Annotated in this window: 22 protein-coding genes; 17 read left to right on the forward strand and 5 right to left on the reverse strand. The window is 62.4% G+C overall.

Translation table 11 applies throughout. The features are described from left to right. The 6 genes from ACI2KG_RS06505 to ACI2KG_RS06530 all read left to right on the forward strand — a co-directional run. On the forward strand, nucleotides 1–4965 hold a 4965-nt coding region (locus ACI2KG_RS06505; protein WP_404661281.1), incomplete at its 5' end, for an immunoglobulin-like domain-containing protein. 321 nt (nucleotides 4966–5286) lie between these two features. Further along, on the forward strand, nucleotides 5287–5628 hold the full coding sequence (locus ACI2KG_RS06510) for a tryptophan synthase subunit beta (protein ID WP_404661401.1): 342 nt from the start codon (nucleotides 5287–5289) through the stop codon (nucleotides 5626–5628). Nucleotides 5629–5825: 197 nt separating this feature from the next. Then, the gene (locus tag ACI2KG_RS06515; protein ID WP_404661282.1) at nucleotides 5826–6725 is read left to right on the forward strand and encodes a TauD/TfdA dioxygenase family protein; all 900 of its coding nucleotides are present in this window, start codon (nucleotides 5826–5828) and stop codon (nucleotides 6723–6725) included. A gap of 17 nt (nucleotides 6726–6742) precedes the next feature. Then, nucleotides 6743–7762, forward strand: coding sequence for an ABC transporter substrate-binding protein (locus ACI2KG_RS06520; RefSeq protein ID WP_404661283.1), 1020 nt, complete (start codon nucleotides 6743–6745; stop codon nucleotides 7760–7762). 6 nt (nucleotides 7763–7768) lie between these two features. Then, nucleotides 7769–8632, forward strand: a complete 864-nt coding sequence (locus tag ACI2KG_RS06525; RefSeq protein ID WP_404661284.1) for an ABC transporter ATP-binding protein — start codon at nucleotides 7769–7771, stop codon at nucleotides 8630–8632. A gap of 12 nt (nucleotides 8633–8644) precedes the next feature. Continuing rightward, nucleotides 8645–9508 (forward strand): ABC transporter permease, encoded by an 864-nt coding sequence (locus tag ACI2KG_RS06530; protein ID WP_400616472.1) that lies wholly within the window; start codon nucleotides 8645–8647, stop codon nucleotides 9506–9508. A gap of 113 nt (nucleotides 9509–9621) precedes the next feature. Here the strand turns inward: ACI2KG_RS06530 and ACI2KG_RS06535 are convergent, their stop codons facing one another. Further along, entirely contained in the window at nucleotides 9622–10179 is a 558-nt protein-coding gene (locus ACI2KG_RS06535) for a WYL domain-containing protein (RefSeq protein WP_201201615.1), read from the reverse strand. Between the two features lie 207 nt (nucleotides 10180–10386). Between ACI2KG_RS06535 and ACI2KG_RS06540 the strand changes: the two genes are divergently transcribed. From ACI2KG_RS06540 to ACI2KG_RS06575, 8 genes are all read left to right on the forward strand, one after another. Beyond that, nucleotides 10387–11181: a tetratricopeptide repeat protein gene (locus tag ACI2KG_RS06540; protein ID WP_404661285.1), complete on the forward strand. Its 795-nt coding sequence runs from the start codon at nucleotides 10387–10389 to the stop codon at nucleotides 11179–11181. 308 nt (nucleotides 11182–11489) lie between these two features. Beyond that, nucleotides 11490–11942 carry a MarR family winged helix-turn-helix transcriptional regulator gene (locus ACI2KG_RS06545; protein ID WP_400616479.1) on the forward strand — a complete coding sequence of 151 codons (453 nt, stop codon included), beginning with the start codon at nucleotides 11490–11492 and terminating at the stop codon, nucleotides 11940–11942. Continuing rightward, on the forward strand, nucleotides 11939–14026 hold the full coding sequence (locus ACI2KG_RS06550; protein WP_400616482.1) for an FUSC family protein: 2088 nt from the start codon (nucleotides 11939–11941) through the stop codon (nucleotides 14024–14026). Before ACI2KG_RS06545 ends, ACI2KG_RS06550 begins: the two co-directional genes overlap by 4 nt. Further along, nucleotides 14023–14235 carry a DUF1656 domain-containing protein gene (locus ACI2KG_RS06555; protein WP_003255905.1) on the forward strand — a complete coding sequence of 71 codons (213 nt, stop codon included), beginning with the start codon at nucleotides 14023–14025 and terminating at the stop codon, nucleotides 14233–14235. Before ACI2KG_RS06550 ends, ACI2KG_RS06555 begins: the two co-directional genes overlap by 4 nt. Continuing rightward, a complete protein-coding gene (locus tag ACI2KG_RS06560) occupies nucleotides 14232–15107 on the forward strand; it encodes an efflux RND transporter periplasmic adaptor subunit (RefSeq protein WP_404661286.1) in 876 nt (291 codons plus the stop codon). The genes ACI2KG_RS06555 and ACI2KG_RS06560 overlap by 4 nt, the downstream gene beginning before the upstream one ends. Next, the gene (locus ACI2KG_RS06565) at nucleotides 15104–16522 is read left to right on the forward strand and encodes an efflux transporter outer membrane subunit (RefSeq protein WP_404661287.1); all 1419 of its coding nucleotides are present in this window, start codon (nucleotides 15104–15106) and stop codon (nucleotides 16520–16522) included. Before ACI2KG_RS06560 ends, ACI2KG_RS06565 begins: the two co-directional genes overlap by 4 nt. A 675-nt stretch (nucleotides 16523–17197) precedes the next feature. After that, nucleotides 17198–17473 (forward strand): hypothetical protein, encoded by a 276-nt coding sequence (locus ACI2KG_RS06570; protein ID WP_404661288.1) that lies wholly within the window; start codon nucleotides 17198–17200, stop codon nucleotides 17471–17473. Beyond that, complete coding sequence (locus tag ACI2KG_RS06575) at nucleotides 17470–17721, forward strand: DUF3077 domain-containing protein (RefSeq protein ID WP_404661289.1); 252 nt, start codon at nucleotides 17470–17472, stop codon at nucleotides 17719–17721. Before ACI2KG_RS06570 ends, ACI2KG_RS06575 begins: the two co-directional genes overlap by 4 nt. A 552-nt stretch (nucleotides 17722–18273) precedes the next feature. On the opposite strand, the gene ACI2KG_RS06580 is transcribed toward ACI2KG_RS06575, so the two are convergent. Next, nucleotides 18274–18729: an REP-associated tyrosine transposase gene (locus ACI2KG_RS06580; RefSeq protein ID WP_404661290.1), complete on the reverse strand. Its 456-nt coding sequence runs from the start codon at nucleotides 18727–18729 to the stop codon at nucleotides 18274–18276. A gap of 329 nt (nucleotides 18730–19058) precedes the next feature. Here ACI2KG_RS06580 and ACI2KG_RS06585 point away from each other — a divergent pair, with 329 nt between their 5' ends. Further along, nucleotides 19059–21002: an FTR1 family protein gene (locus ACI2KG_RS06585; protein ID WP_404661291.1), complete on the forward strand. Its 1944-nt coding sequence runs from the start codon at nucleotides 19059–19061 to the stop codon at nucleotides 21000–21002. A gap of 134 nt (nucleotides 21003–21136) precedes the next feature. On the opposite strand, the gene ACI2KG_RS06590 is transcribed toward ACI2KG_RS06585, so the two are convergent. Both ACI2KG_RS06590 and ACI2KG_RS06595 read right to left on the reverse strand, forming a co-directional pair. After that, nucleotides 21137–21382: a TIGR02647 family protein gene (locus tag ACI2KG_RS06590; RefSeq protein ID WP_404661292.1), complete on the reverse strand. Its 246-nt coding sequence runs from the start codon at nucleotides 21380–21382 to the stop codon at nucleotides 21137–21139. 69 nt (nucleotides 21383–21451) lie between these two features. Beyond that, entirely contained in the window at nucleotides 21452–21751 is a 300-nt protein-coding gene (locus ACI2KG_RS06595) for a hypothetical protein (RefSeq protein WP_404661293.1), read from the reverse strand. A gap of 147 nt (nucleotides 21752–21898) precedes the next feature. On the opposite strand from ACI2KG_RS06595, the gene ACI2KG_RS06600 reads away from it, so the two are divergent. Next, nucleotides 21899–22561, forward strand: coding sequence for a glutathione S-transferase (locus tag ACI2KG_RS06600; protein WP_404661294.1), 663 nt, complete (start codon nucleotides 21899–21901; stop codon nucleotides 22559–22561). A 131-nt stretch (nucleotides 22562–22692) separates the two neighbouring features. Here ACI2KG_RS06600 and argH read toward each other — a convergent pair whose 3' ends face one another. After that, nucleotides 22693–24087, reverse strand: a complete 1395-nt coding sequence (argH, locus tag ACI2KG_RS06605; RefSeq protein WP_404661295.1) for an argininosuccinate lyase — start codon at nucleotides 24085–24087, stop codon at nucleotides 22693–22695. Between the two features lie 296 nt (nucleotides 24088–24383). Between argH and ACI2KG_RS06610 the strand changes: the two genes are divergently transcribed. Beyond that, nucleotides 24384–25127, forward strand: coding sequence for a LytR/AlgR family response regulator transcription factor (locus tag ACI2KG_RS06610; RefSeq protein ID WP_400616509.1), 744 nt, complete (start codon nucleotides 24384–24386; stop codon nucleotides 25125–25127). Nucleotides 25128–25246 lie beyond the last annotated feature (119 nt).

Below are 25246 nucleotides of genomic sequence, written 5' to 3' on the forward strand. Positions count from 1 at the left end.
GCGACCCCGGATATCACCACGCTCACCCTGACCGCCACGGACACTGTGGCCGAAGGCGGCAAGATCACCTACACCGCGACCTTGACCAACAAGGCCGGTACCGACTTGGTGATCAAGCTGAGCAATGGCGAGACCATCACCATCGCAGCGGGTTCGAAAGAAGCCTCGATCACTGTCGACGCCCCGAGCGACGATGTATACATCGATGCTGAAAACCTGAGCGTGAAGGTGGACAGCACCACCGGTGGTGACTTCGAGAAGCTGGAAGTCAGCAGCACTGCTGCTGTGACCAAGGTGACTGACACCATCGACACCACCACCGTGACCTTGACTGCCACGCAAAGCGTGGTCGAGGGCGGCGTGGTTACTTACACCGCTTCGGTCAACCACAAAGTCACCGGCTCGGACCTGGTCGTGAAACTGGCCAATGGCCAGACCATCACCATCCCAGTGGGTGAATCGTCGGCTTCGGTGCCGTTCACTGCCCCGAACAACGTTTACAACACCAACCTGAACCTGACCAACAAGATCACCGATATCTCGGGTGGTAACTACGAGAAGGTAGTGGCTACCGGTAGCCCGGTCACTGTGGTGACCGACGTACCTGGTACCAAGGACACTACCAACCTGAGCCTGACCGCGACCCCGTCCGTGGCCGAAGGCGGCTACATTACCTACACCGCCACCTTGACCAACAAAGCTGGCACCGAGATGACCGTCAGGTTGAGCAACGGCGAGACGATCACTATCGCCGAGGGTGCCACCCAGGGCAGCGTCACCATCAAGGCACCTGCGGACGATCCGTACATTGATGCGGGTACAGTCCAGGCCAAGATCGATGGCAGCACTGGCGGTGACTTCGAACAATTGTCCACAAGCGGCGCCTATGCGGTAACCCAGGTGACCGACACCATCGACCACACCGGTCTGAGCCTCAGCGCCACACCGGCAGTCGAAGAAGGTGGCCAGATCACTTACACCGCCACCTTGACCAACAAGGCCGGCACCGACATGACGATCAAACTCAGCAACGGTGCTGTCATCAGCATTGACGCGGGCAAGTTGTCGGGTACCGTTACCGTTCCGGCGCCAGCGGATGACGTCTACATCGATGCCGGCAGTGTTTCGGCGAAGATCACCGAAACCAGTGGTGGTAACTTCGAGAAGCTGGATGTCAACGTCACCCCAGCGGTTACTGCGGTCTCGGATACCATCCAGACCACCACCCTGAGCATCAGCGGTACCACCGCAGTCGCCGAAGGTGGCAATGCCACGTATGTCTTGAACCTGACCAACAAGGCCGGGACCGATGTCACCGTCAAACTGACTTACACCGGCACTGCGACCGATGGCACGGATTACACGGGCGTGGCCACCGTGGTAATCAAGGCCAACAGTACACAGGCAGCATTCACCATTCCGACCTTCAAGGATAACGTCACCGAAGGCACCGAGAATTTCACCGTCAAGATCGATTCGGCCACTGGCGGCAACTTTGAGAAGCTCGCCATCAGCACCAGCGCCGGAAGCGTGACTACCCAGATATTTGAACCGGCTCCGGTTCTGGACCTGGATGGCAATGACTCCAGCGGCAAGACGGGTGCCGACTACCAGACCACCTTCACCGAGAACCAGCCGGGTAGCGGCGTGTCGATCGGCGACGTGGACGTCACCATCACCGACTTCGACAGCTCGCAGCTGACGGGGGCGACGGTCACCCTGACCAATCGCCAGCCGGGCGACGCGCTGAACCTTGGTAACAGTGTCAATGGCATCGTTATCAACGCCAACAGCACCGAAGGCAAGGTAGTCCTGACCCTGAGCGGCACTGCATCGCTGGCTGACTATATCCAGGCGATCAAGAACATCACCTTCATCAACAGCAGCGAGGACCCGAGTACTACGCCGCGAGTCATCACTGTGACAGTGACGGACGGTGTGAACACCTCGAACACCGCCACAACCACGGTGAACGTCATCGCGGTCAACGATGCACCGGTTGCTACCGGAGGCGCTGTTACCGGTGTCGAAGACACGCCGCTGGTACTGACCTGGAGCGACTTCAACGTTTCCGACGTCGACAGCGCCCTTTCGAGCCTGGGTGTGACCTTTACCCAGTTGCCAGCGGGCTCGCTGCAGCTCTACAACGGTACTGCTTGGGTCAATGTGAGCCAGAATCAGACTGTCAGCCAGGCCGACATCAACGCCGGCAACCTGCGGTTCGTGCCGAAACTCAACGAGTCGGGTATCGACGGCTACGGCGGAACGGGCGTCGGTAACAAGCAGGCTGACTACGCCCAGATCAAGTACAAGCCTACCGACGGTATCAGCCAGGGCAGCGAAGCGACCATGAAGGTCGACATCCGCCCGGTTGCCGACAAACCGACCTTGAGCTTCGGCAGCAGCGAGATCGAGTCCAAAGGCCTGACCAAGGAAGTCTGGACCACCCTGAAAAACCTGGGTACCGGCGGTAACGGTATTACCGGCGAAGAGCTGAAGACAGTGTTTGCCAACTCTGGCAACGCCAACTCCAGCAGCACCACCACCAACGTGCAGTCCGATGCGAGCGTTGCAGGTGGCAGCGGCTCGAAAACCTCGGGCCTGATCTACCTGGAAGCCGGCAAAACCTACACCTTCAGCGGCACTGCCGACGACAGCTTTGTGGTAACCATTGGCGGCAAGACCGTGGTCACGGCTACCTGGGGCGCGGGTGGCGCGGTTTCGGGCAGCTTTACCCCGAACACCAGCGGCTACTACCCGATTGAGGTGTACCACGCCAACCAGTCCGGTCCAGGCAGCTATGACCTGAACATCCAGGTAGGTTCGGGTGCCGTCACCGACCTGAGCAGCTCGAACGTCAAGATGTATCAGAACGTGACCGAGATGGCCAACGCCGGCCTGGGCGTGTCCGACCTGCACACCGTGAATGGCCAGAGCTACTACGACGGTTACAAGCTCAACGAAGGGCCGGAAGGTGGCTCGGTGAAACTGGTCGGTATCAATACTGCCCTGACCGACACCGACGGCTCCGAGACGCTCGCGGTGACCCTCAGCGGTATTCCGAAAGGGACCGTGCTGAGCGATGGCGCCGGCCATACCGTGACTGTCGGCAGCACGCCGGTGGATGTGACTGGCTGGAAACTCAGCGGCCTGACGCTGACCCCGCCGGCCTACTACAAAGGTTCGTTCGACATCACGGTCACCTCGACTTCCACCGAAAGCCTGGGCGGCTCGGCCATCACCACCGGCAACATCCCGGTGACCGTGTACGCCGCGACCTACAAGGCCAGCGTGGGTACTTCGGGCAACGACACCATGACCGGCAGCGAAGGCAACGACATCATCGTCGCCGACGTGGCGGGCCTGAACGTGGTCCAGGGCAAGAACTACAACATCGCCTTCATGGTCGACAGCTCGGGCAGCATGAGCGACAAGTCGATTGCCGACGCGAAAACGCAATTGGCGTCGGTGTTCAACTCGCTCAAGGCCAGCCTGGGCTCCGATACCTCGGGTACGGTGAACATCTTCCTGGTCGACTTCGATACCCAGGTGAACAAGAACGTGGCGGTGAACCTTGCCGACCCGGATGCCCTGAGCAAGCTGCAGACGGTATTGAACTCGATGGTGGGTGGCTACTACGGTGGCGGTACCAACTATGAAGACGCGTTCAAGACCACGTCCAACTTCTTCAAGAGCACCATGGCCACCAGCAACACGGGTGCAGACAATCTGACTTACTTCATCACCGACGGTAAGCCGACCTACTACCAGAGCGGGGAAAACACCAACCCTCGTCTGTGGACGGGCGGCAAGTACCTGGACGATGTCGTGAACGTCAACAACTACAAGATGGGCGACACCTTCAGCGCTTGGGCAGATGCCACTCACAAGGTTGAGATCAGCAGCAGTGGTTCGGTCAAGGTGCTGACTTATTCCGAGAACCGTTGGGGTACGCTGGTGCTTGACTCCACGAAGACGGTCGGCACGCTGCATGCTCAAGGCGATGGCACTTATGAGTTCTCCAGCCTCGACGGTACGGGCTACGCCGACTACTGGAACTATGTGGATTCGGCAGCAGGTTCCAATGCGAGTTTCGCGGTGCTGGGGGGTACCAGTGGCTTGAGCAAGGTGCAGGCCATCGGCCTGAACAGTGACGTCACCCTGAGCGACCTGAAGCCCTACGACAGCGCGGGTAAGCCACAGACCAACATCGATCCGTCCGACCTGGCCAATGCTATCCTCGGCCACTCCGAGGCCACGGTACCGGGTGCCGACACCATCGATGGCGGTAACGGCAACGACATCATCTTCGGCGACCTGATCACCCTCAACGGAGTAGTCAGCGAGGGCTACCAGGCCCTGCAGACCTACGTTGCGCAGAAGAGCGGTGTCGAGGCCAGCGCCATCACCACCAATAACGTCCACCAGTATGTTACCGAGCACTACACCGAGTTCGATATCTCCGGTGCCAAGGACGGTAACGACATCTTGTCGGGGGGCAATGGCAACGACATCCTCTTCGGCCAGGGCGGTAACGACATACTCGATGGCGGTAAAGGTAACGACATCCTGCTCGGCGGCACCGGTAATGACACCCTGATCGGTGGTCAGGGCAACGATATCCTGATCGGTGGCAGCGGTGCCGACACCTTCGTATGGAAGGCAGGTGACATCGGTAACGACGTGATCAAGGATTTCAAGGTGGCCGAGGGTGACCGCATCGACCTGAAGGACCTGCTCCAGGGCGAGAAGGGCAGCACCATCGACAACTACCTGAAGCTCACCACGGTAGAAGGCACGACCACGCTGCAAGTCAGCAGTGAAGGTAAGCTCAACGCCGAAGGTGGTGTCGCCAACGCCGATGTGACCATCAAGCTGGAAGGGGTGAATTGGTCCAACACTACGGTCAACTCGTTGATCAGCGGTGCTGACCCGACCATCATCATCCATAACAAAGACAACTGATGTGCTAATAGGCCGTGCCTGACAGGCGCGGCCTTTCCCGACTGGCGCGGTCCCCTGTAGGAGCGGCCTTGTGTCGCGAAAGGGCTGCAAAGCAGCCCCGGCGATTTCGGCGTTGATGCTGAAACCATGGGGCCGCTTTGCGGCCCTTTCGCGACACAAGGCCGCTCCTACAAGGGGTCGCGTTAGCCTGGCAGTGGCTACACCGGCCCTTTCCTGCCATCTTCCGACAGCGCATACTCTGGCGCCGGGCCTGCGTACCCGGCGATCTTTGCCTATGCTGCTGTCTACCAACAAGGAACCAACGTGACGAGGGACACCGCCATGTTCTACGTGCAACGCCACGCCGCTGGCCAGCTGCTGCGGGTAGAAGCAGCCGCTTTTGACGAGTTCACCGAAATGCTTCCCGCCGACCATGCCGATATCCAGGCATGGTTTGCCGATGACGAAGTGGAAAACAGCCTCAACCAGCTCAAGCAAAGCGACCTTGACATGATCCGCGTGCTTGAGGACCTGATCGATGTGCTGACCGCCAAGGGAGTGTTCAACATCACCGACCTGCCCGCTGGCGCGCAGGCCAAGCTGCTCAACCGCTCCAAGGCGCGCAAGGCGCTCAGCAGCCTGACCAACCTCATCGAAGAAGAAGAGCAGGGCGGGTTGATCTGATCATTGGCGAGCCAATACCGGTGCTATGGTTATTCCGTAAAGGTATTTAAATTATTTCTCTTATGACTTTATAGTCACTTCCACTGCGTACCCGTCGACCAATCGATGCGCCGCACGACTTGAACCCACACGGGAAATCCCCGTGCGTTTCTGATCGTTGCGCGCCATAGAAGTCGCGCACTGCGTGGGAGTGAACAATGTCAGCCGCCTCGAACGCCTTGTCGACCATCGACAGCGCCCAGCCGCAATCCTTTGAAATCCGCCCGTTCGCCGGTGCCGTCGGCGCCGAGATCATCGGCCTGGACCTGGCCAAACCGGTCAACGCCGAGGATTTCAAAAAAATCCATCGCGCCCACCTCGACCACCATGTGCTGGTGTTCCGCGACCAACGCATCAGCCCGGACCAACAGATTGCCTTCAGCCGCCGTTTCGGCGAGTTGCAGATCCACGTACTCAAGCAGTTCCTGCTGGCCGGCCACCCCGAAATCCTGATCGTTTCCAACATCATCGAAAACGGCCAGAACATCGGCCTGGGTGATGCCGGCAAGTTCTGGCACTCCGACCTGTCGTACAAGGAGCTGCCAAGCCTCGGCTCCATGCTGCATGCCCAGGAACTGCCCAGCGAAGGCGGCGACACCCTGTTCGCCGACATGCACAAAGCCTGGGACGCGGTGCCTGACGCCCTGCGCAAAGTGGTCGAAGGCCGCGATGCTGCCCACTCCTACACCGCCCGTTACGCCGAGACCAAGTTCGAAGGTAACTGGCGCCCGACCCTGACGGCCGAGCAATTGGCGCAGGTGAAAGAAGTCATTCACCCGGTCGTGCGCACCCACCCGGAAAACGGCCGCAAGGCGCTGTTTGTCAGCGAAGGCTTCACCACCCGCATCGTAGGCCTGCCAGATGACGAAAGCCGCGACGTGCTGCAACAGCTGTATGCCCTGAGCGTGCTGGAGCAGAACATCTACCGCCACCAGTGGCAGCCCCACGACCTGGTGTTCTGGGACAACCGCTCGCTGATCCACCTGGCCGCCGGCTGCCCGGCCCATCTGAGGCGCAAGCTGTACCGCACCACCATCCAGGGCGATGCCCCGTTCTGACGTCTGAGGAAACCATCATGCGCAAATCCATCAGCCGCCTGGCGGCAAGCATCGGCCTGGGCGCAAGCCTGGTCATTGGCAGCCTGGCCGCCCCCGCCGCGGCGCAAGCCGAAGGCAAGCTCCGCATCGCCGAGCAGTTCGGCATCGTCTACCTGTTGCTGAACGTGGTGCGAGACCAGCACCTGATCGAGAAGCACGGCAAGGAGCAGGGCATCGACATCGACGTCGACTGGGCCCAGCTGTCGGGTGGCTCGGCCATCAACGACGCCCTGCTGTCCGGCTCGGTTGATATCGCCGGTGCCGGCGTCGGCCCGCTATTGACTGTATGGGACCGTACCAAGGGCCGGCAGAACGTCAAAGCCGTGGCCTCGCTGGGCAACTTCCCGTATTACCTGGTCAGCAGCAACCCCAATGTGAAGACCATCGCCGACATCTCCAACAAGGACCGCATCGCCGTGCCGGCGGTAGGCGTTTCGGTGCAATCGCGCTTCCTGCAGTACGCCGCTGCCCAGCAATGGGGCGACAAGGAATACAATCGCCTCGACAAGTACACCCTGGCCGTCCCGCACCCGGATGCCACCGCTGCACTGCTGGCCGGTGGCACCGAGCTGAACGGGCACTTCTCCAACCCGCCGTTCCAGGACCAGGTGCTGGCCAACAAGGACGTGCACGTGGTGCTCAACAGCTACGACCTGCTTGGCCCCAATTCGCCGACCTTGCTGTTCGCCACCGAGAAATTCCGCACGGACAACCCGAAAACCTACAAGGCGTTCGTTGACGCGCTGGCTGAAGCCGCTGACTTCGCCCAGAAGGACAAGGCCGCTGCTGCCGACACCTACATCCGCGTTACCAAGGCCAAGATTGACCGCGATGCGTTGATCAAGCTGATCGACAACCCGCAATACGAATTTACCGTCACGCCCAAGAACACCTACAAGCTGGCCGACTTCCTCTACCGGGTAGGCGCCATCAAGCACAAGCCGGAATCGTGGAAGGACTACTTCTTCCAGGACGAACGCCCGCTGCAGGGGAGCTGACCGATCATGACCGCCCCTTTGCCAGGCCACACGGCCAGCAACCTGAGCCGTGTCGCCACGCCGCCTTTGCTCAAGGTGGATAAACTCAGCCTCGAATACCGCACCGCGCAACGCGTGGTGCGCGCCACTCACCAGGTCAGCTTCGAAGTCGATCGTGCCGACCGTTTTGTACTGCTTGGCCCCTCCGGTTGCGGCAAGTCCACCTTGCTCAAGGCCGTGGCCGGGTTTATCCCGCCGCAGGAGGGGCAGATTCTGTTGCAAGGCCAGGCAGTCCGCGGCCCAGGCCCCGATCGCATCGTGGTGTTCCAGGAGTTCGACCAACTGCCACCGTGGAAAACGGTGAAGCAGAACGTCATGTTCCCGCTGCTGGTGTCCGGCCAGCTCAAGCGCGCCGAAGCTGAAGAACGTGCGCTGCATTACCTGGACAAGGTCGGGCTGGCGGCGTTCGCCGATGCTTATCCGCATACCTTGTCGGGCGGCATGAAGGCCCGTGTCGCGATTGCCCGCGCTTTGGCCACGCAGCCGAAGATCCTGCTGATGGACGAACCGTTTGCTGCACTGGACGCGCTGACCCGGCGCAAGATGCAGGAAGAATTGCTGCTGCTGTGGGAGGAGGTGCGTTTTACCTTGCTGTTCGTCACCCACTCCATCGAAGAAGCGCTGGTGGTCGGCAACCGCATCCTGCTGTTGTCGCCACACCCGGGGCGGGTGCGGGCTGAAGTACACAGCCACCAGTACGATCTTGGCAGCCTGGGCGGCAGTGATTTCCAGGCCAGTGCCCGGCGTATCCACCGTTTGCTGTTCGATGAGGCAGACGTTCCGGAGCAGCCCGACGACCTGGGCTTCAACGACATTCGCATCGCCTACTGACAGGAGCTTGCCATGACCACTACACCTGTACGCCAGGAATACGAGGTGCAGCTGCAGCCCCTGCTCAGTGTGCCTGTGGAACGTCAATTGCCCCTGGCCCAGCGCTTGTGGCAGCAGGGCTGGCTGCGCAAGGCGGTGATCCTGCTGGTGATCGCCTTGCTGTGGGAGGCCGCCGCCCGCTACCAGGGCAACGACCTGCTGCTGCCCAGCTTCCTGCAAACAGCTGCAGCCCTTTGGGACGGGCTGATCAGTGGTGAACTACCGGCCAAGGTCGGGGTTTCGCTGGTGATCCTGCTCAAGGGTTATGTGCTGGGTATCGTCCTGGCCTTCGGCCTGACCAGCCTTGCGGTGTCGACCCAACTGGGGCGTGACTTGCTGGGCACGTTGACTTCGATGTTCAACCCCTTGCCAGCGATTGCCCTGTTGCCGCTGGCCTTGCTGTGGTTCGGGCTGGGTGACAACAGCCTGATTTTCGTGTTGGTGCATTCGGTGCTGTGGGCACTGGCCTTGAATACCTACGCTGGCTTTCTCGGCGTATCCGAGACCCTGCGCATGGCTGGCCGCAATTATGGGCTGAAGGGCCTGCGGTTGGTGCTGCACATCCTGGTGCCGGCGGCCTTGCCGTCGATTCTGTCGGGGCTGAAGATCGGCTGGGCGTTTGCCTGGCGCACGCTGATCGCCGCCGAACTGGTGTTCGGCGCCAGCAGTGGCAAGGGCGGGCTGGGCTGGTACATCTTCCAGAACCGTAACGAGCTGTATACCGACAAAGTGTTTGCCGGGTTGGCGGTGGTGATTCTGATTGGTTTACTGGTGGAAGGGCTGGTGTTCAATACGCTGGAGCGGCTGACCGTGCGGCGTTGGGGGATGCAGCGCTGACCTGTACCGGCCCTATCGCCGGCAAGCCAGCTCCCACAGGAAACCCACAAGTTTCAAGGTTTGTGGAGTACCTGTGGGAGCTGGCTTGCCGGCGATAGGGTCGGCACAGGCAATCAACTCAGGTACTGCGCCGCCGCATTGCTCAGAATCCTGCCAATCTCCTCGCGCAACCCCGCTGGCTGCTCCACCACCACCCCATCGCCATGGCTCAACAGCCACCAGCGCAACGGCCAGCCATCGCTCACCGTCGCCCGCAACCGGTGCCCATGTTCCAGCGCCGTCAGCTGCATGTCGCTGCTCAGCGGCGCTTCGCGCAACTGCCGCGCCAGCGCATCGCTGATCCGCGCCACCAGCTCCACGCCCTCACCCTGGGCCGGCTGCAGCGCATCCCCACGCAGGTGCGTCAACAAGTCGAAATTGCCGCGCAACTCGCCCACCGCACTCGCCGACCAGTGCCAGCCGAACGGGATGCTCTTGTCATTGCGTTCCAGCGGGAAGATCAGCGACAGCTCATTGAGGTCGCGTTCGACAGTGCGTTTGCTGACCGTGAAGCCCACATCACGCAGGCGCCACACCAGCTCGGCGCTGGTAATGCCTGGAGAGCGGCTGGGCAGCTGGCGCAGCAGCGCCCACTGACGGCTGAGGGTGGCGCGAGTGGTGGCGAACGGCAAAAGGTAACGTCCTTGTCTAGGCTTGCCGCAATAGGATGGCGGCACGCGAGGGGCATGGCAATTGGCCACAGCCTGCTCAGATCAAGGAAGTCGCATTTGGTTGCCTTGTGCCGAATCGTTCGCGACAGGTTTTGACGTGACGTCACGCAGAATCACGCCTCATCACAGCCGAAGGTTGGGGTTGTGCGTCGTTCAATGAGGATGAACATGTCTGCTGCCAGCAATATCCATTCGCTGCTCGCCCGCCTTTTACCCGAGCGGGTCATCGCCCCACCTGCACCCGCCGGGAGGCGGCATCGATTGTTTGCCGGTGTCGGCTTGCCCAGCCAGCGCTCGCTGCTGGTCAACCGCCTGGACGAAGCCAGCGACCTGCAGGCGGTGTATGCAGATCTGCGTCTGCAGGCCCTGCAAGGCAGCGTGGCGGCACTCAACGACCTCGGCTGGATCTGGCTCAACGGCAAGTACTGGCGTGCCGATACCGTGCTGGCCGGGCACCTGCTGCGCATGGCGGCCCTGCAGGGTAATGCAGCCGCCTGGTTCAACCTGGGGCAGCAACACTACTTTGGCAAGGGTATCGACCCCTCCTATGTACAGGCGGCGGATTGCTATCGGCAGGCCTTCGAACGCGGCATGCTGCACGCGGCGGCGGCTTTGGGCGACCTGTATGAAGAAGAAGTGTGCGATGGCGATCTGGAATGGCAGGTCGACCTGGTGCAGGCCTACCAGTGGTTCATGCGTGGGGCTGAGCGGGGCGAGGCGCGTTGCCGCTTTGAGGTGGGGTACCGGCTGATGCACGGGCTGTATGTAGAGGCCGACGTCAAGGCCGCGCTGTATTGGCTGGAACTGGCGGCTGCGGCCGGGGTGGTGCAGGCGGCCGAGGAGCTGGCGGTGCATTTCAGTAGTCGGGACGCGCTGCGCTACCAGGAATGGCGAGACCGGGCGGTGCAGATGGGCAGTACATTGGCCCTGACCATGAAGCTGGAAGACCAGATTCAGCCCTGATTATTGGCATCATTTCTACGGCCAGCGCGAGCCCTGTAGGAGCGGCCTTGTGTCGCGAAAGGGCCGCAGAGCGGCCCCAGAAATATCAGATTGATACACAAATCCTGGGGGCGCTTCGCACCCCTTTCGCGACACAAGGCCGCTCCTACACGGCTATGCGTTACCCAATCTGGTACCGATAGGGCAGTGCAAAATCCCCAGCATGAACAACAATTCATCCATACCCCCCGTCACCCCCTGTTGACGACAGGGGGAGGGGCAGGCGTATATTGATAGTTAGCAAACTATGAATATCCTTGGTTCCTTCCATGTCCCTTGATCTCCTGCGCCTGCAAGTCAGCAGTGGCATGGTGGTTGCCGCTCGCCATTGGCGGCGCATCTGCCACACTGCCCTGACCAGTTACGGCATCTCCGAGGCCTGCGCTGCGCCGTTGCTGATGATCGTGCGCCTGGGCGACGGCGTGCACCAGGTGGCTGTGGCCCAGGCCGCCGGCCTGGAAAGCCCGTCGCTGGTGCGCCTGCTCGACCAGCTGTGCAAGGCCGGCCTGGTCTGCCGCAGCGAGGACCCACTCGACCGCCGCGCCAAGGCCCTGAGCCTGACCGCCGAAGGTCGTGCCCTGGCCGAGGCCATTGAAACCGAGCTGGTGCGCCTGCGCCGCGATGTGCTGCACGACATCGACCAGGCCGACCTCGAAGCCGCCTTGCGCGTGCTGCGCGCCTTTGAAGCTGCCGGCCTGGGCAGCGCAGGCGGGGTGGCATGAACGGCTTCTTCAGCTCGGTTCCCCCGGCGCGCGACTGGTTTTACGGCGTGCGCACCTTTGCCGCGTCCATGATTGCCCTGTACATCGCCCTGCTCATGCAGTTGCCGCGCCCCTACTGGGCCATGGCCACGGTGTACATCGTCTCCAGCCCGTTCGTCGGCCCCACCAGCTCCAAAGCCGTGTACCGCGCCGTGGGCACGCTGCTCGGTGCTGGTGGGGCGATTTTCCTGGTGCCGCCGCTGGTGCAGTCGCCGTTGCTGCTGAGCATCGCCATCGCCCTGTGGACCGGCACCTTGCTGTTCCTGTCGCTGAACCTGCGCACGGCCAACAACTACGTGCTGATGCTGGCGGGCTACACCCTGCCGATGATCGCCCTGGCGGTTGTGGATAACCCGCTGGCGGTGTTCGACGTAGCGTCCTCCCGCGCCCAGGAAATCTGCCTGGGCATCGTCTGCGCGGCCGTTGTCGGGGCCATCTTCTGGCCGCGCCGCCTGGCGCCCGTAGTAGTCGGCGCCACCGGCAACTGGTTCACCGAGGCGATTCGCTACAGCGACACTTACCTTGCCCGCGATGTCAGCGCCGACAAGGTCGGCGGCATGCGTGGGGCGATGGTCGCCACTTTCAACTCGCTGGAGCTGATGATTGGCCAGCTCGGCCACGAAGGCGCCGGCCCGCATACCCTGAAGAATGCCCGCGAACTGCGTGGGCGGATGATCCACCTGCTGCCGGTAATCGACGCGCTCGATGATGCACTGGTGGCCCTGGAAGGTCGCGCTCCAGCCCAGTTCGCCCAGCTTCAGCCCGTGCTCGCCGCTGCCCGCGAATGGCTCAAGGGCACTGCCGACAGCGCGTCCGTAGCACGCTGGGCCGCACTGCACGAGCACATCGACCGCCTGCAGCCCGGCGCTGCCATGCTCGATCAGCGCGCCGAACTGCTGCTGTCCAACGCCCTGTACCGCCTGACCGAATGGGCCGATCTGTGGCAGGACTGCTGCTCCCTGCAACACGCGCTGCGGACCGATGATGCCAAGCCTTGGCGCGCGGTCTATCGCCACTGGCGCCTGGGCCGGCTGACGGCGTTCTTCGACCGTGGCCTGATGCTGTATTCGGTGGCCTCCACGGTACTGGCTATCGTGGTCGCCTGCGGCCTGTGGATCGGCCTGGGCTGGAACGACGGCGCCAGCGCGGTGATCCTCGCCGCCGTGTCGTGCAGCTTCTTTGCTGCCATGGACGACCCGGCACCGCAGATCTACCGGTTCTTCTTCTGGACGCTGATGTCGGTCATCTTCTCCAGCCTGTACCTGTTCCTGGTACTGCCTAACTTGCACGACTTCCCGATGCTGGTGCTGGCCTTTGCCGTACCGTTCATCTGCATCGGCACCCTGACCGTGCAGCCGCGCTTTTACCTGGGCACCTTGCTGACCATCGTCAACACCTCGACCTTCATCAGCATCCAGGGCGCTTACGACGCCGACTTCTTCACCTTCCTCAACTCCAACCTGGCCGGCCCGGTTGGCCTGCTGTTCGCCTTCATCTGGACCTTGGTCATGCGCCCGTTCGGCGTGGAGCTGGCGGCCAAGCGCATGACCCGCTTTGCCTGGCGCGACATCGTCGAGATGACCGAGCCAGCGACCCTGGCCGAGCACCGCCAGGTCGGCGTGCAGATGCTCGACCGCCTGATGCAGCACCTGCCACGCCTGTCGCAAACCGGCCAGGACAGCGGCGTGGCCCTGCGCGACCTGCGCGTCGGGTTGAACCTGCTCGACCTGCTGGCGTATCTGCCGCGCGCTGGCCAGCAGGCCCGTGAACGGCTGACCACGGTCATCGAGGAAGTCGGCGCCCACTACGCCGCCTGTCTGCGTGCCGGTGAACGCCTGCATGCCCCGGCCGCGCTGTTGCGCAACATGGAGCGGGCGCGGCTGGCGCTGAACCTGGACGAGCTGTACGAGCGCGGCGACGCCCGCACCCACCTGCTGCATGCCCTGAGCGGCCTGCGCCTGGCGCTGTTGCCAGGGGTGGAGGTGATGCTCGAACCCGCCGAACAACCCCAACTGCCCCCCGGCCTCGACGGAGCGCCCCTGTGATTGGTGAACTGGATATCAGCGGGGTGTTCCTGCCCACGCTGCTGGTGATGATGTTTGGCACCTACCTGTTGTTCCTGGGGGTGCACGCGGTGCTGGTGCGCCTGCATTTCTACCGCCTGGTCTGGCACCGGGCCTTGTTCAACGTTGCCCTGTATGCCGTGCTGCTTGGCGCGGTGGACCACTTTTGCCGAAACCTGATGCTGCCATGAAAAAACCTTTGCTGACCCTGGGCCGTGTGGTCCTGACCTTGCTGGTAGTGACCTTCGCCGCCGTGCTGGTGTGGCAGATGGTGGTCTACTACATGTTTGCCCCCTGGACCCGCGACGGCCACATTCGCGCCGACGTCATCCAGATCGCCCCCGATGTGTCCGGGTTGATCCAGAAGGTCGAGGTGCGCGACAACCAGACCGTCAAGCGCGGCGACGTGCTGTTCACCATCGACCAGGACCGCTTCACCCTGGCCCTTCGCCAGGCCAAGGCCACCCTCGGAGAACGCCAGGAAACCCTGGCCCAGGCCTCCCGCGAAGCGCAGCGCAACCGCAAGCTGGGCAACCTGGTGGCTGCCGAGCAGTCGGAGGAAAGCCAGTCCCGCGAGGCCCGCGCCCGCTCGGCCGTCAGCGAGGCGCAGGTGGCGGTCGATACTGCCCAGCTCAACCTCGACCGCTCGGTGGTGCGCAGCCCGGTGGATGGCTACCTCAATGACCGCGCGCCGCGTAACCACGAATTCGTCACGGCCGGCCGCCCGGTGCTGTCGGTGGTCGACAGCGCCTCGTACCACGTTGACGGCTACTTCGAGGAAACCAAGCTGGGCGGTATCCACATCGGTGATGCCGTGGACATCCGCGTGATGGGCGACAACACCCGCCTGCGCGGCCATGTGCAAAGCTTCGCTGCCGGCATAGAAGACCGCGACCGCAGCAGCGGCGCCAACCTGTTGCCCAACGTCAACCCGGCGTTCAGCTGGGTGCGTCTGGCCCAGCGTATTCCGGTGCGCATCGCCTTTGACGAAGTACCTGAGGACTTCCGCATGATTGCCGGGCGTACTGCCACGGTGTCGATCATCGAGGGCCAGCGCCCATGAAACAGCTGATCCTGGCCGGTCTGTGCCTGTCGCTGGGCGCCTGCATGATGGTCGGCCCCGACTATGACGTGCCGAAGGAGGCGGCGGTACAACGCAGTGACCTCAACGGCCCGCTGCGCCAGGATGCCGACAGTGTGGTCTCGGCGCCTGTGCCCGAGGACTGGTGGCAGCTGTATCAGGATCAACGGCTGAACGAGCTGGTGCGCCAGGCCCTGCGTGCCAACACCGAGCTACGCGTGGCCGCCGCCAACATCGCCAAGGCTCGCGCCCAGGTTGAAGTGGCTGAATCACAGGGTGGCTTCAACGGTGGCGTCAAGCTGGGTGCCCAGCGCCTGCAGGAGTCGGGTGAAGCCTTCCTGCTGCCCGAGAAGGTGCCGGTCGCCAACATTGGCGAGGCGATCATCAGCGCCTCGTACCAGTTCGACCTGTGGGGCACCTTCAAGCGTGGCACCGAGGCCGCCAAGGCCAATGCCGACGCGGTGCAGGCCGCAGCCGACACCGCCCGCATCACCCTGGTGGCCGACGTGGTCAAGGCCTACACCCAGGTATGCTCGGCCAACGAGGAATACCACATCGCCCGCGAGTCGCTCGACTTGCAGGAGCAGAGCGTGAAGCTCAACCAGCGCCTGCGTGATGCAGGCCGTGGCGACGAAACCCAGGTCACCCGCTCGCAAACCCAGTTCAAATCCTTGCGTGCCGAGCTGCCACGCTTCAAGGCCGAGCGCGAGACCGGCATGTACACCCTGGCCGCATTGCTGGCCAAGCCAGTTGACCAGCTGCCTGCTGGCACCGCCGATTGTGCCGAGCTGCCGCACCTGAACCAGCTGGTGCCGGTCGGTGATGGCGCCGCGCTGCTCAAGCGCCGCCCGGATGTGCGCCAGGCCGAACGCCAGCTGGCCGCCGCCACAGCCTACATCGGCGTGGCGACCGGCGCGCTGTACCCGGACATCAGCATCGGCGCTCAGGTGGGCACCATCGGTATCCTGGAAAACCTCGGTGAGCCGTCGACCAACCGCTGGGGCTTTGGCCCGCAGGTCAGCTGGAGCATCCCCACCAACGGCACCCGCGCCCGCATTCGCATGGCCGAAGCCTCAACTCAGGCGGCCCTGGCCAATTTTGACGGTGTGGTGTTGAACGCTATCCGCGAAACCCAGACACGCCTGGCGCAGTACAGCGCCCTGCTGGACCGGCGTGATGCGCTGGCCGAGGCGGAGAAGTCGGCCAAGGAAGCGGCGGACCAGACGCACCGCTATTACCAGGCCGGGCGTGAGTCGTACCTGGCGGACTTGCAGGCGACGCGGACGTATACCGATATGCGCGCGCAGCTGGCGGCGGCCAATAGCCAGGTGGCGATGGGGCAGATTGGGGTGTTTCTGGCGTTGGGTGGGGGTTGGAAGGATACGGGTAGGCATTGAGGTAGGGCGGCCATGTGCCTGTCTTAAGTTCTTCAGCGCTTATGAGATCGAGCGCCGCCCGCGCGGCGCTTCGCGGCACAAGGCCGCTCCCACATCTGTTTAGGGCCAATTATTCCTGTGCCTTTGGCGCGCGCACCCTGGGTGCATGGCTTGAAATTGATGAAGAGCGCTGACGCAGCCGATATCGAATGGAACAAACAAGGCGGCCAGCGGTGAACTCACAGGAGTGATTGGCCCGAAACAGACTGTGGGAGCGGGCTTGCCCCGCGATGCGCCGCGCGGGCGGCGCTCGATCTCATAAGCGCTGAAGGACTTAAGGCAGGCACTTCGCAGCCCCTACGCGATTGCCTTGCGGCCGTAAGACATTTCCGAACCTGAAACCAAATGCTTCAGTTCGGATGCTCTGTCGAATTATCCTACAGCACCTGTCGGATGGTGCTGTCTTGGCTGGGAAGTGTTCCCGGACTACTGTCGTGGGGTCGCCTCGCAAGGCGACCGGGATTGAGACCCCCGGTACTCACAGAACGCACCGCTTAATGGTGGTCGTGCGCGGGCAGGCTTTCGCCTGGTCGGGTTTTCCTGTGAGCCCGGGTCTCATCCCTAGCACGACTGCCACCCAATTTCCGTGAGACGAAGAGGATTGCAGTTCATAGATCATTCACCAGGAATGCGATCATGAAAAAACTCATCCACGATTCATCTGTTACCGAATTACTTCTGCTAGACCCACCCGCCATATCGGTAGCCGACCCACTCAGCCCCAAAGGCTGCGAAGAGCTGATCAGCGCCCTCACCCTGACCATCGACCACACCACCACAGTCCTGCTCGACAACCCTCCTGGCGACATGCGCAATGCCATGGGCATGAATATTCGTTTGCTCTGCCGCCTGATCAATGCCGTGTGTGATCACACCCATGCAACCCACCGCGATCAAGGAGTGGCCCGATGAGCAATGATCCGAGAGATTCTGCAACCGCAGGGGTGGAAACCTTCGACCTGTTCCGGCTGCAGCCCAATGTGCCGTTCAGCCATGCCTTTTGTCAGTTATCGGTATTGCTCGGCTGTATTCGCCACCTGACCACCGAAGCGGAAATGGAAAATGACCGCATTGCCGGCAGCGCTGCGCGGATACTCAGTGAGATGGCCAAGGCGCTGATCGATGATATGGAGCGAGGAATGAGCAAGGTTCTTCAATAGCCTTCAAGAACCTGGGGCCGATGTGCGGCCCATCGCCGGCAAGCCAGCTCCCACAGATACTCCACTGCCTTGGGGCTCTTTGATTTACCTGTGTGCTTTCTTGCCAGTGATCAGGCCCTGACAGGTCGACCCTTGTTGCAAAGCTGATGAGTAACTGTGGAAGCTTGCTTGCCGGCGATCAGGACCTGACAGGTCAGCCCCTGCTGCAAAACTGATGAGTAACTGTGGAAGCTGGCTTGCCAGCGATGAAGCCCTGACAGATCAGCCCCTGCTGCAAGGCTGATGAGTCCACTCTGTAGGAGCTGGCTTGCCAGCGATGAAGCCCTGACAGGTCAGCAGCAGCTGCAAGGCTGATGAGCAACTCTGTGGGAGCTGGCTTGCCGGCGATGAGGCCCTGTCAGGTCAGCAGCAGCTGCAAGGCTGATGAGCAACTCTGTGGGAGCTGGCTTGCCGGCGAGGAGGCCCTGTCAGGTCAGCAGCAGCTGCAAGGCTGATGAGTAACTCTGTGGGAGCTGGCTTGCCGGCGATAGGGCCCTGCCAGGCAGAACCCGATCAGAGCCAGATCGCATCCCAATGCGGATAATCCCCAGCCCTCGTAACCAAGCCCGCCCGCTTCGGGTTCATGACGATATACCGCGCCACATCTTGCACATCCTCCTCCCGGCGCAAGGCCCGGTCATGAAACCCCTTCTGCCAGAGCTGACCGCTTCGCCCTTGATGCCTGTTGATCATCATGGTGCTGCGGGACTTCACCCGGCGCATCAGGCGCTTCAGGCTGGCGGGCCCAAGCTCGACCAGCCAGTGAAAGTGATCAGGCATCACCACCCATGCCAAAGATCGGGCGGCACCTTCCTCCTCAGCCTGGCGGAATTCGGCCACCAGCAAGCGTGCCGAGTGAAAGTCTCTGAATATTGGGACCCTGTTAAGGGTGGTGCTGGTAAGCAAATACAATCGACTGGTTTCCGAAAACCGGCCAAGCCGCAACTGCTCTGAATGGGGACGATCCATGTTCCCTGCCTCCTGATGATTTGTTGATCAGGCTAGTGGCTAGGGATCTGCTGGTGATGAATCAATTGGTACCCAGTGTTTCCAGCGATATCGGTGCAGCCTTCATCGCCGGCAAGCCAGCTCCCATAAGTCCAGCACTGAGTCTGAGGGCAGCGCGGTACTTGTGGGAGCTGGCTTGCCGGCGATGAGGCCCTGACAGGCAGCACAAGATAGTTCCCCCAGGATCGCGTCCGGCCCTCGCCCAGGAAATCCCGCTTCATCAGATTTGTACCAAGATTTTTCATGAAATCTGCCCAGCACCCTTGAGGGAAGCCAAGTCGGAGTGAACAATGTTCGCTTTCGCATTCCCTTTGAGACTGGCCATGAAAACCCGTTCCCGTCTGCTTGCCTGGTTGCCGGCTCTACTGTTCGGCCCGGTGCTGGCGCTGTGTAGCACTTTGGCGCTGGCAGAAGCCCCCGCCGAGGCTACCAAAGCCCTGCACCTGCTGGACTACATTGGCGCCGACTACCCGCCCACCGTGCAGGACGGCAAGGTGATCGACGATAGCGAATACCGCGAGCAGCAGGAATTCAGCACGGTACTGGCCGAACTGGTCAAAGGCCTGCCCGCCAATACCGAGCAAGCTGCACTGGAACAGGGCGTCCAGGCGCTGCGCCAGGCCATCGAGCAGCGCCATGAAGGCGCGGCGGTTGCGAAGCAGGCCCGCCAGCTGGGCGCGCGCCTGGCAGTGGCCTACGAGGTCAGCCAGGCCCCGGTAATTACCCCGGACCCGGCCCGTGGCGCTTCGCTGTATGCGCAAAACTGCTCAATCTGCCACGGCGAAACCGGCGCCGGCGATGGTCCGGCAGGCGTCGGCCTGGAGCCTGCCCCGGCTAACCTGCGCGATGTTGCGCGCCTGGACCAGTTGAGCCTGTTCGACCTCTACAACACCCTGGCCCTGGGCATCGACGGCACCGAGATGCCATCCTTTGCCGACCAGCTGGACGACCGCCAGCGCTGGGACGTAGCGGCCTACATCGCCAGCTTCACCGCCAAGCCGGAAGCCGGCAAAGGTGACAAGACCTGGAACATCGCCGACCTGGCCCGCCAGACCCCGGCCGAAGTTGCCGCCAACGAAGGCAATGCGGTCGTAGAAGCGTTCCGCGCCCAGCGTGCGCAGCCGCCGCAGGTTAAACGTGGCCCGGCGCAATTGCTCGAATACACCGCCAGCACCCTGGACAAGAGCCTGGCTGCCTACCGCGCAGGTGATCACGACCAGGCCTATGACCTGTCAGTGGCGGCTTACCTGGAAGGCTTCGAGCTGGTGGAAAGCTCGCTGGACAACATCGACACCCAGGCGCGCAAGGATACCGAGAAATCGCTGATGGCCTACCGTCAGTCGCTGCAGGACGGATTGCCCGTGGCCCAGGCCAAACAACGCCTGAGCGAAGCCAAGGCCAAGCTGGAAATGGCTTCCAAGCTGCTGGGCAGCGATGGCCTGAGCTGGTCGCTGAGCTTTGTCTCCGGGTTGCTGATCCTGTTACGCGAAGGCCTGGAGGCGATTCTGGTTTTGGCGGCAATCCTGGCCTTCCTGCGTAACACCGGGCAGCAGTCAGCGGTGCGCAGCGTTAACATCGGCTGGGCGCTGGCACTGGTCGCCGGCTTTGCCACCTGGGCGCTGGCAGCCTATGTGATAGACGTAGGCGGGGCCCAGCGTGAACTGCTGGAAGGCTGCACGGCGCTGTTCGCCGCGGTGATGGTGCTGTGGCTGGGCGTGTGGATGCACGACCGTCGCCACGCCGCGGCATGGAAGGACTACATCAAGAGCAGCCTGGTCAGCGGCGGCGGGCGCTTCGGCTTTGCCGTGCTGGCGTTCTTCTCGGTTTACCGCGAACTGTTCGAAGTGATTCTGTTCTACGAAACCCTGTGGCTACAAGCAGGCCCTGCCGGGCACCAGGCGGTGCTGGCCGGTGGCGCTACGGCGCTGATGCTGCTGGTGGGGTTGGCGTGGGTGATTCTGCGCGGTTCGGCCAAGTTGCCGCTGACGCTGTTCTTCAGCATCAACGCCGCGCTGCTGTGTGCACTGTCGGTGGTCTTCGCCGGGCATGGCGTGAAGGCATTGCAAGAAGCCGGGGTGCTGGGCACGCGGCCGGTGGCGTTCTTCGAGTTCGATTGGCTGGGGATTCATGCCGACGCCTACTCGCTGTTGGCGCAGGCGGTGGCCTTGCTGGCGATCGTGTTCCTGTACGGGCGTTCGCGCCTGGCAGAAAAGCGCAGGGCGACAGCTCACTGACCGGGGGCCGCGCTGCGGCCCATCGCCGGCAAGCCAGCTCCCACACCGACCGCATCGTTTTCAAGCCAAGTGCAGTACCTGTGGGAGCTGGCTTGCCGGCGATGGGCTGCAGCGCAGCCCCTTGCAATATCGGATCAGGCCGGCTGTGGCGCCTTGAGAATGCGCTGCAGCAACTGAACGCTGTCGACAGCGTCATGACCCAGGCTGGTCAGGTAGCCGCCATCAGGCTGATCGGTCAGCCCTTTTTCATGCAGACGTTGCGCAGCCGCAATCAGGGCCGGGGAGGCGGTGCTGGTTATCTTGATGCCTTCCTGGCTGCTGTCGTGTTTGAACAGCGCGAGTACTTCCATTTCGTCGATCAGATCGGGGGTAAAAGGCATGGCGACTCCTGACTTCCAGACAAGGATGACGGCACTCTCTACGGTGCCTGATCTTCGAGTGTAGCCGGGTTATTCATCCTCGCCTTGATCCATCTCAGGTGGCAGCTCTGGCAGACCCCTCAGGGCGTTCTCGTACCACTCGCGGTCGAACTCGCGGTCTTCCACCAGCATGTTGTCAATTTCGAAGGCCAATACATGGGCCATCAGGTTGAGAATGTCATCGCGCTCATAACCGACCAGGGTCAGTTTGTTGAACGTGGCTTTCGCCGCCGCCGGGTCGCCGCTTTCGATCTGGTTTTCGATGGCCTGGGTCAGCGTGGCCTCGGCGAAGGCTTCGTCGTCGTTGTCGATGTCGGTGGGCTCGCTCATGGCGCTACTCCTGTGGTGGGATGCACAGTGTGCCACGCCCGTGGCGGCAATGCCCGGGCATTGACGGGGTGCATGACGCTGGTCAGGGGCCGGCGTTCGGTCTATAAAAGCCGAGCCAACCCCTTACGGCCTGGAGGCTGTTACCTCATGCTCAAGCTTCATGGATTCTCGGTCAGCAACTACTACAACATGGTCAAGCTGGCCCTGCTGGAAAAAGGCCTGCCCTTCGAGGAAGTCACCTTCTATGGCGGCCAGGCGCCACAGGCGCTGGACGTGAGCCCGCGGGGCAAGGTGCCGGTGCTGCAGACCGAGCACGGTTTCCTCAGTGAAACCAGCGTGATCCTCGACTACATCGAACAGACCCAAAGCGGCAAGGCATTGCTGCCGGCCGACCCGTTCGAGCAGGCCAAGGTGCGCGAGCTGCTCAAGGAAATCGAGCTGTACATCGAGCTGCCGGCCCGTACCTGCTACGCCGAGTCGTTCTTTGGCATGTCGGTGGAGCCGCTGGTCAAGGAGAAGGCCCGTGCCGACCTGCTGGCCGGTTTTGCCACCCTCAAGCGCAATGGGCGGTTTGAGCCGTATGTAGCGGGTGAGCAGTTGACGCTGGCAGACCTGATGTTCTGCTTCTCGGTCGACCTGGCTTATGCGGTGGGCAAGAAGGTGCTGAACATCGACTTCCTGGCGGACTTCCCGCAAGCCAAGGCGCTGCTGCAGCTGATGGGCGAGAACCCGCACATGGCGCGGATCGCGGCAGACAAGGAGGCGTCGATGCCGGCCTTCATGGAGATGATTCGTAGCGGCAAGCGCTAAAAGCAGGGGCTGCTTCGCAGCCCATCGCCGGCAAGCCAGCTCCCACAGTTACGGCGTTTTCCTTGAGGGTTACGCGATATCTGTGGGAGCTGGCTTGCCGGCGATCGAGGGCAAAGCCCTCGCAATGGGCCTTAACGCGAAGCCAGCAGGCCTTTGCCGCGAACGACGGCAGCCCGCACCTGCGCCGGCGCCGTACCGCCAATATGGTCACGCGCATTCACCGAACCTTCCAGGGTCAGCACGGCAAACACGTCCTGCTCGATCTGGTCGCTGAACTGGCGCAGTTCGTCCAGGCTCATCTCGGCCAGGTCTTTGCCGGTGTCCACGCCGTACTTCACCGCATGGCCAACGATCTCGTGGCAGTCACGGAACGGCAGGCCACGGCGTACCAGGTAGTCGGCCAGGTCGGTAGCGGTGGAGAACCCACGCAGGGCCGCTTCACGCATGATGGCGTGCTTGGGCTTGATTGCCGGAATCATGTCGGCAAAGGCACGCAGCGAATCGCGCAGGGTGTCGGCGGCGTCGAACAGTGGCTCCTTGTCTTCCTGGTTGTCCTTGTTGTAGGCCAGCGGCTGGCCTTTCATCAAGGTCAGCAGGCCGGTCAGGGCGCCGAACACGCGGCCGGTCTTGCCACGTACCAGTTCTGGCACGTCCGGGTTCTTTTTCTGCGGCATGATCGAGCTGCCCGTGCAGAAGCGGTCGGGCAGGTCGATGAACTGGAACTGCGCGCTGGTCCACAGCACCAGCTCTTCGGAGAAGCGCGACAGGTGCATCATCGCCACGCTGGCCGCCGCGCAGAATTCGATGGCGAAGTCGCGGTCCGAGACGCCGTCCAGCGAGTTGCCGCCCACGGCTTCGAAGCCCAGCAGCTTGCAGGTGAGTTCGCGGTCGATCGGGTAGGTGGTGCCGGCCAGCGCGGCGCTGCCCAGCGGCATGCGGTTGGTGCGCTTGCGGCAATCGACCAGGCGCTCGTAGTCGCGGCTGAGCATTTCGAACCAGGCCAGCAGGTGGTGACCGAAGGTGACCGGCTGCGCGGTCTGCAGGTGGGTGAAGCCGGGCATGATGGTTTCGGCTTCACGCTCGGCCTGCTCCAGCAGGCCCTGCTGCAGGCGGGTGATTTCGGCCAGGATCAGGTCGATCTCGTCGCGCAGCCACAGGCGGATATCGGTGGCCACCTGGTCGTTGCGGCTACGGCCGGTGTGCAGCTTTTTGCCGGTGATGCCGATGCGGTCGGTCAGGCGTGCTTCGATGTTCATGTGCACGTCTTCGAGGTCGACGCGCCAGTCGAAGTTGCCAGCCTCGATTTCACCCTGGATGGTGTTCAGGCCATCGACGATGGTGTCGCGCTCGGCATCGCTGAGCACGCCGACCTGCGCCAGCATGGTGGCATGGGCGATCGAACCCATGATGTCGTGGCGGTACAGGCGCTTGTCGAAGTCGACCGAGGCGGTGAAACGGGCGACGAAGGCGTCGACGGGCTCACTGAAGCGGCCGCCCCAGGACTGATTGGTCTTGTCGGTGCTCATGGATTCACTCATTGCAGGCGTGAACGAAAAAGTGGCGCCGATAATAGCAGGGTTGGGCTGGCTGCCGCAGGGCGCCGGTCGAGAGAAATGCCCGGAAAATGGCAGAGAAGGATTTTAAGGAATGAACGGCAGTGTTCCACGGACCGTCTACAGTTGGACAGAGGACTGGCGGTGAATCTGCCAGCCGAGTGAATCTTTGGCCATCGCACCGGTCTAGAGCGTGACCGCAGTGTCGCTCGAACCACACCTGTCTACGCTATACCTGTGCGAGACTCATTCAGGAATCCAGCGCAATTATGAATGTCCTGATCGTTGATGACGAACCCCAAGGCCGCGAACGCCTCAGCCGGCTGCTCGGCGAACTGGAGGGTTACACCGTACTGGAGCCCAGCGCCACCAACGGCGAAGAGGCCCTGACGCTGATCGAAAGCCTCAAGCCCGATGTGGTCCTGCTGGACATCGGCATGCCAGGCCTGGATGGCCTGCAGGTTGCTGCTCGCCTGTGCGAGCGTGAGGCGCCGCCGGCGGTGGTGTTTTGCACCGGGGATGATGAATACGGTGCCGAGGCATTCAAGGACAGTACCCTCAGCCATGTGACCAAACCGTTCCAGGCCCAGGCGCTGCGCGATGCCTTGCGCAAGGCCGAGAAACCCAACCGCGCCCAGTTGGCGGCGCTGACCCGGCCGGCCAATGAAGGTGGCGGCCCACGCAGCCACATCAGCGCCCGTACGCGCAAAGGCATCGAGTTGATCCCTTTGCCCCAGGTGATCTATTTCATTGCCGACCACAAATATGTGACCTTGCGCCACGAAACAGGCGAAGTGCTGCTCGATGAGCCGCTCAAGGCCCTGGAAGACGAATTTGGCGAACGCTTTGTGCGTATCCACCGCAATGCGCTAGTCGCCCGTGAACGTATCGAACGCCTGCAGCGCACCCCGCTGGGGCACTTTCAGCTGTACCTGAAAGGCCTGGACGGCGATGCCCTGACTGTCAGCCGGCGCCATGTGGCCGGCGTGCGCAAGATGATGCAGACGCTCTAAGGCTCCCGGGGCTGCGCGGTCCCTGTGTAGGAGCGGCCTTGCGTCGCGAAAGGGGTGCGAAGCGCCCCCAGAATCTCAACTTCGCCGCAAGAACTGCCGGGGCTGCTGCGCAGCCCATC

Source organism: Pseudomonas sp. NPDC089407 (genome assembly GCF_044900445.1).
GTDB lineage: Bacteria > Pseudomonadota > Gammaproteobacteria > Pseudomonadales > Pseudomonadaceae > Aquipseudomonas.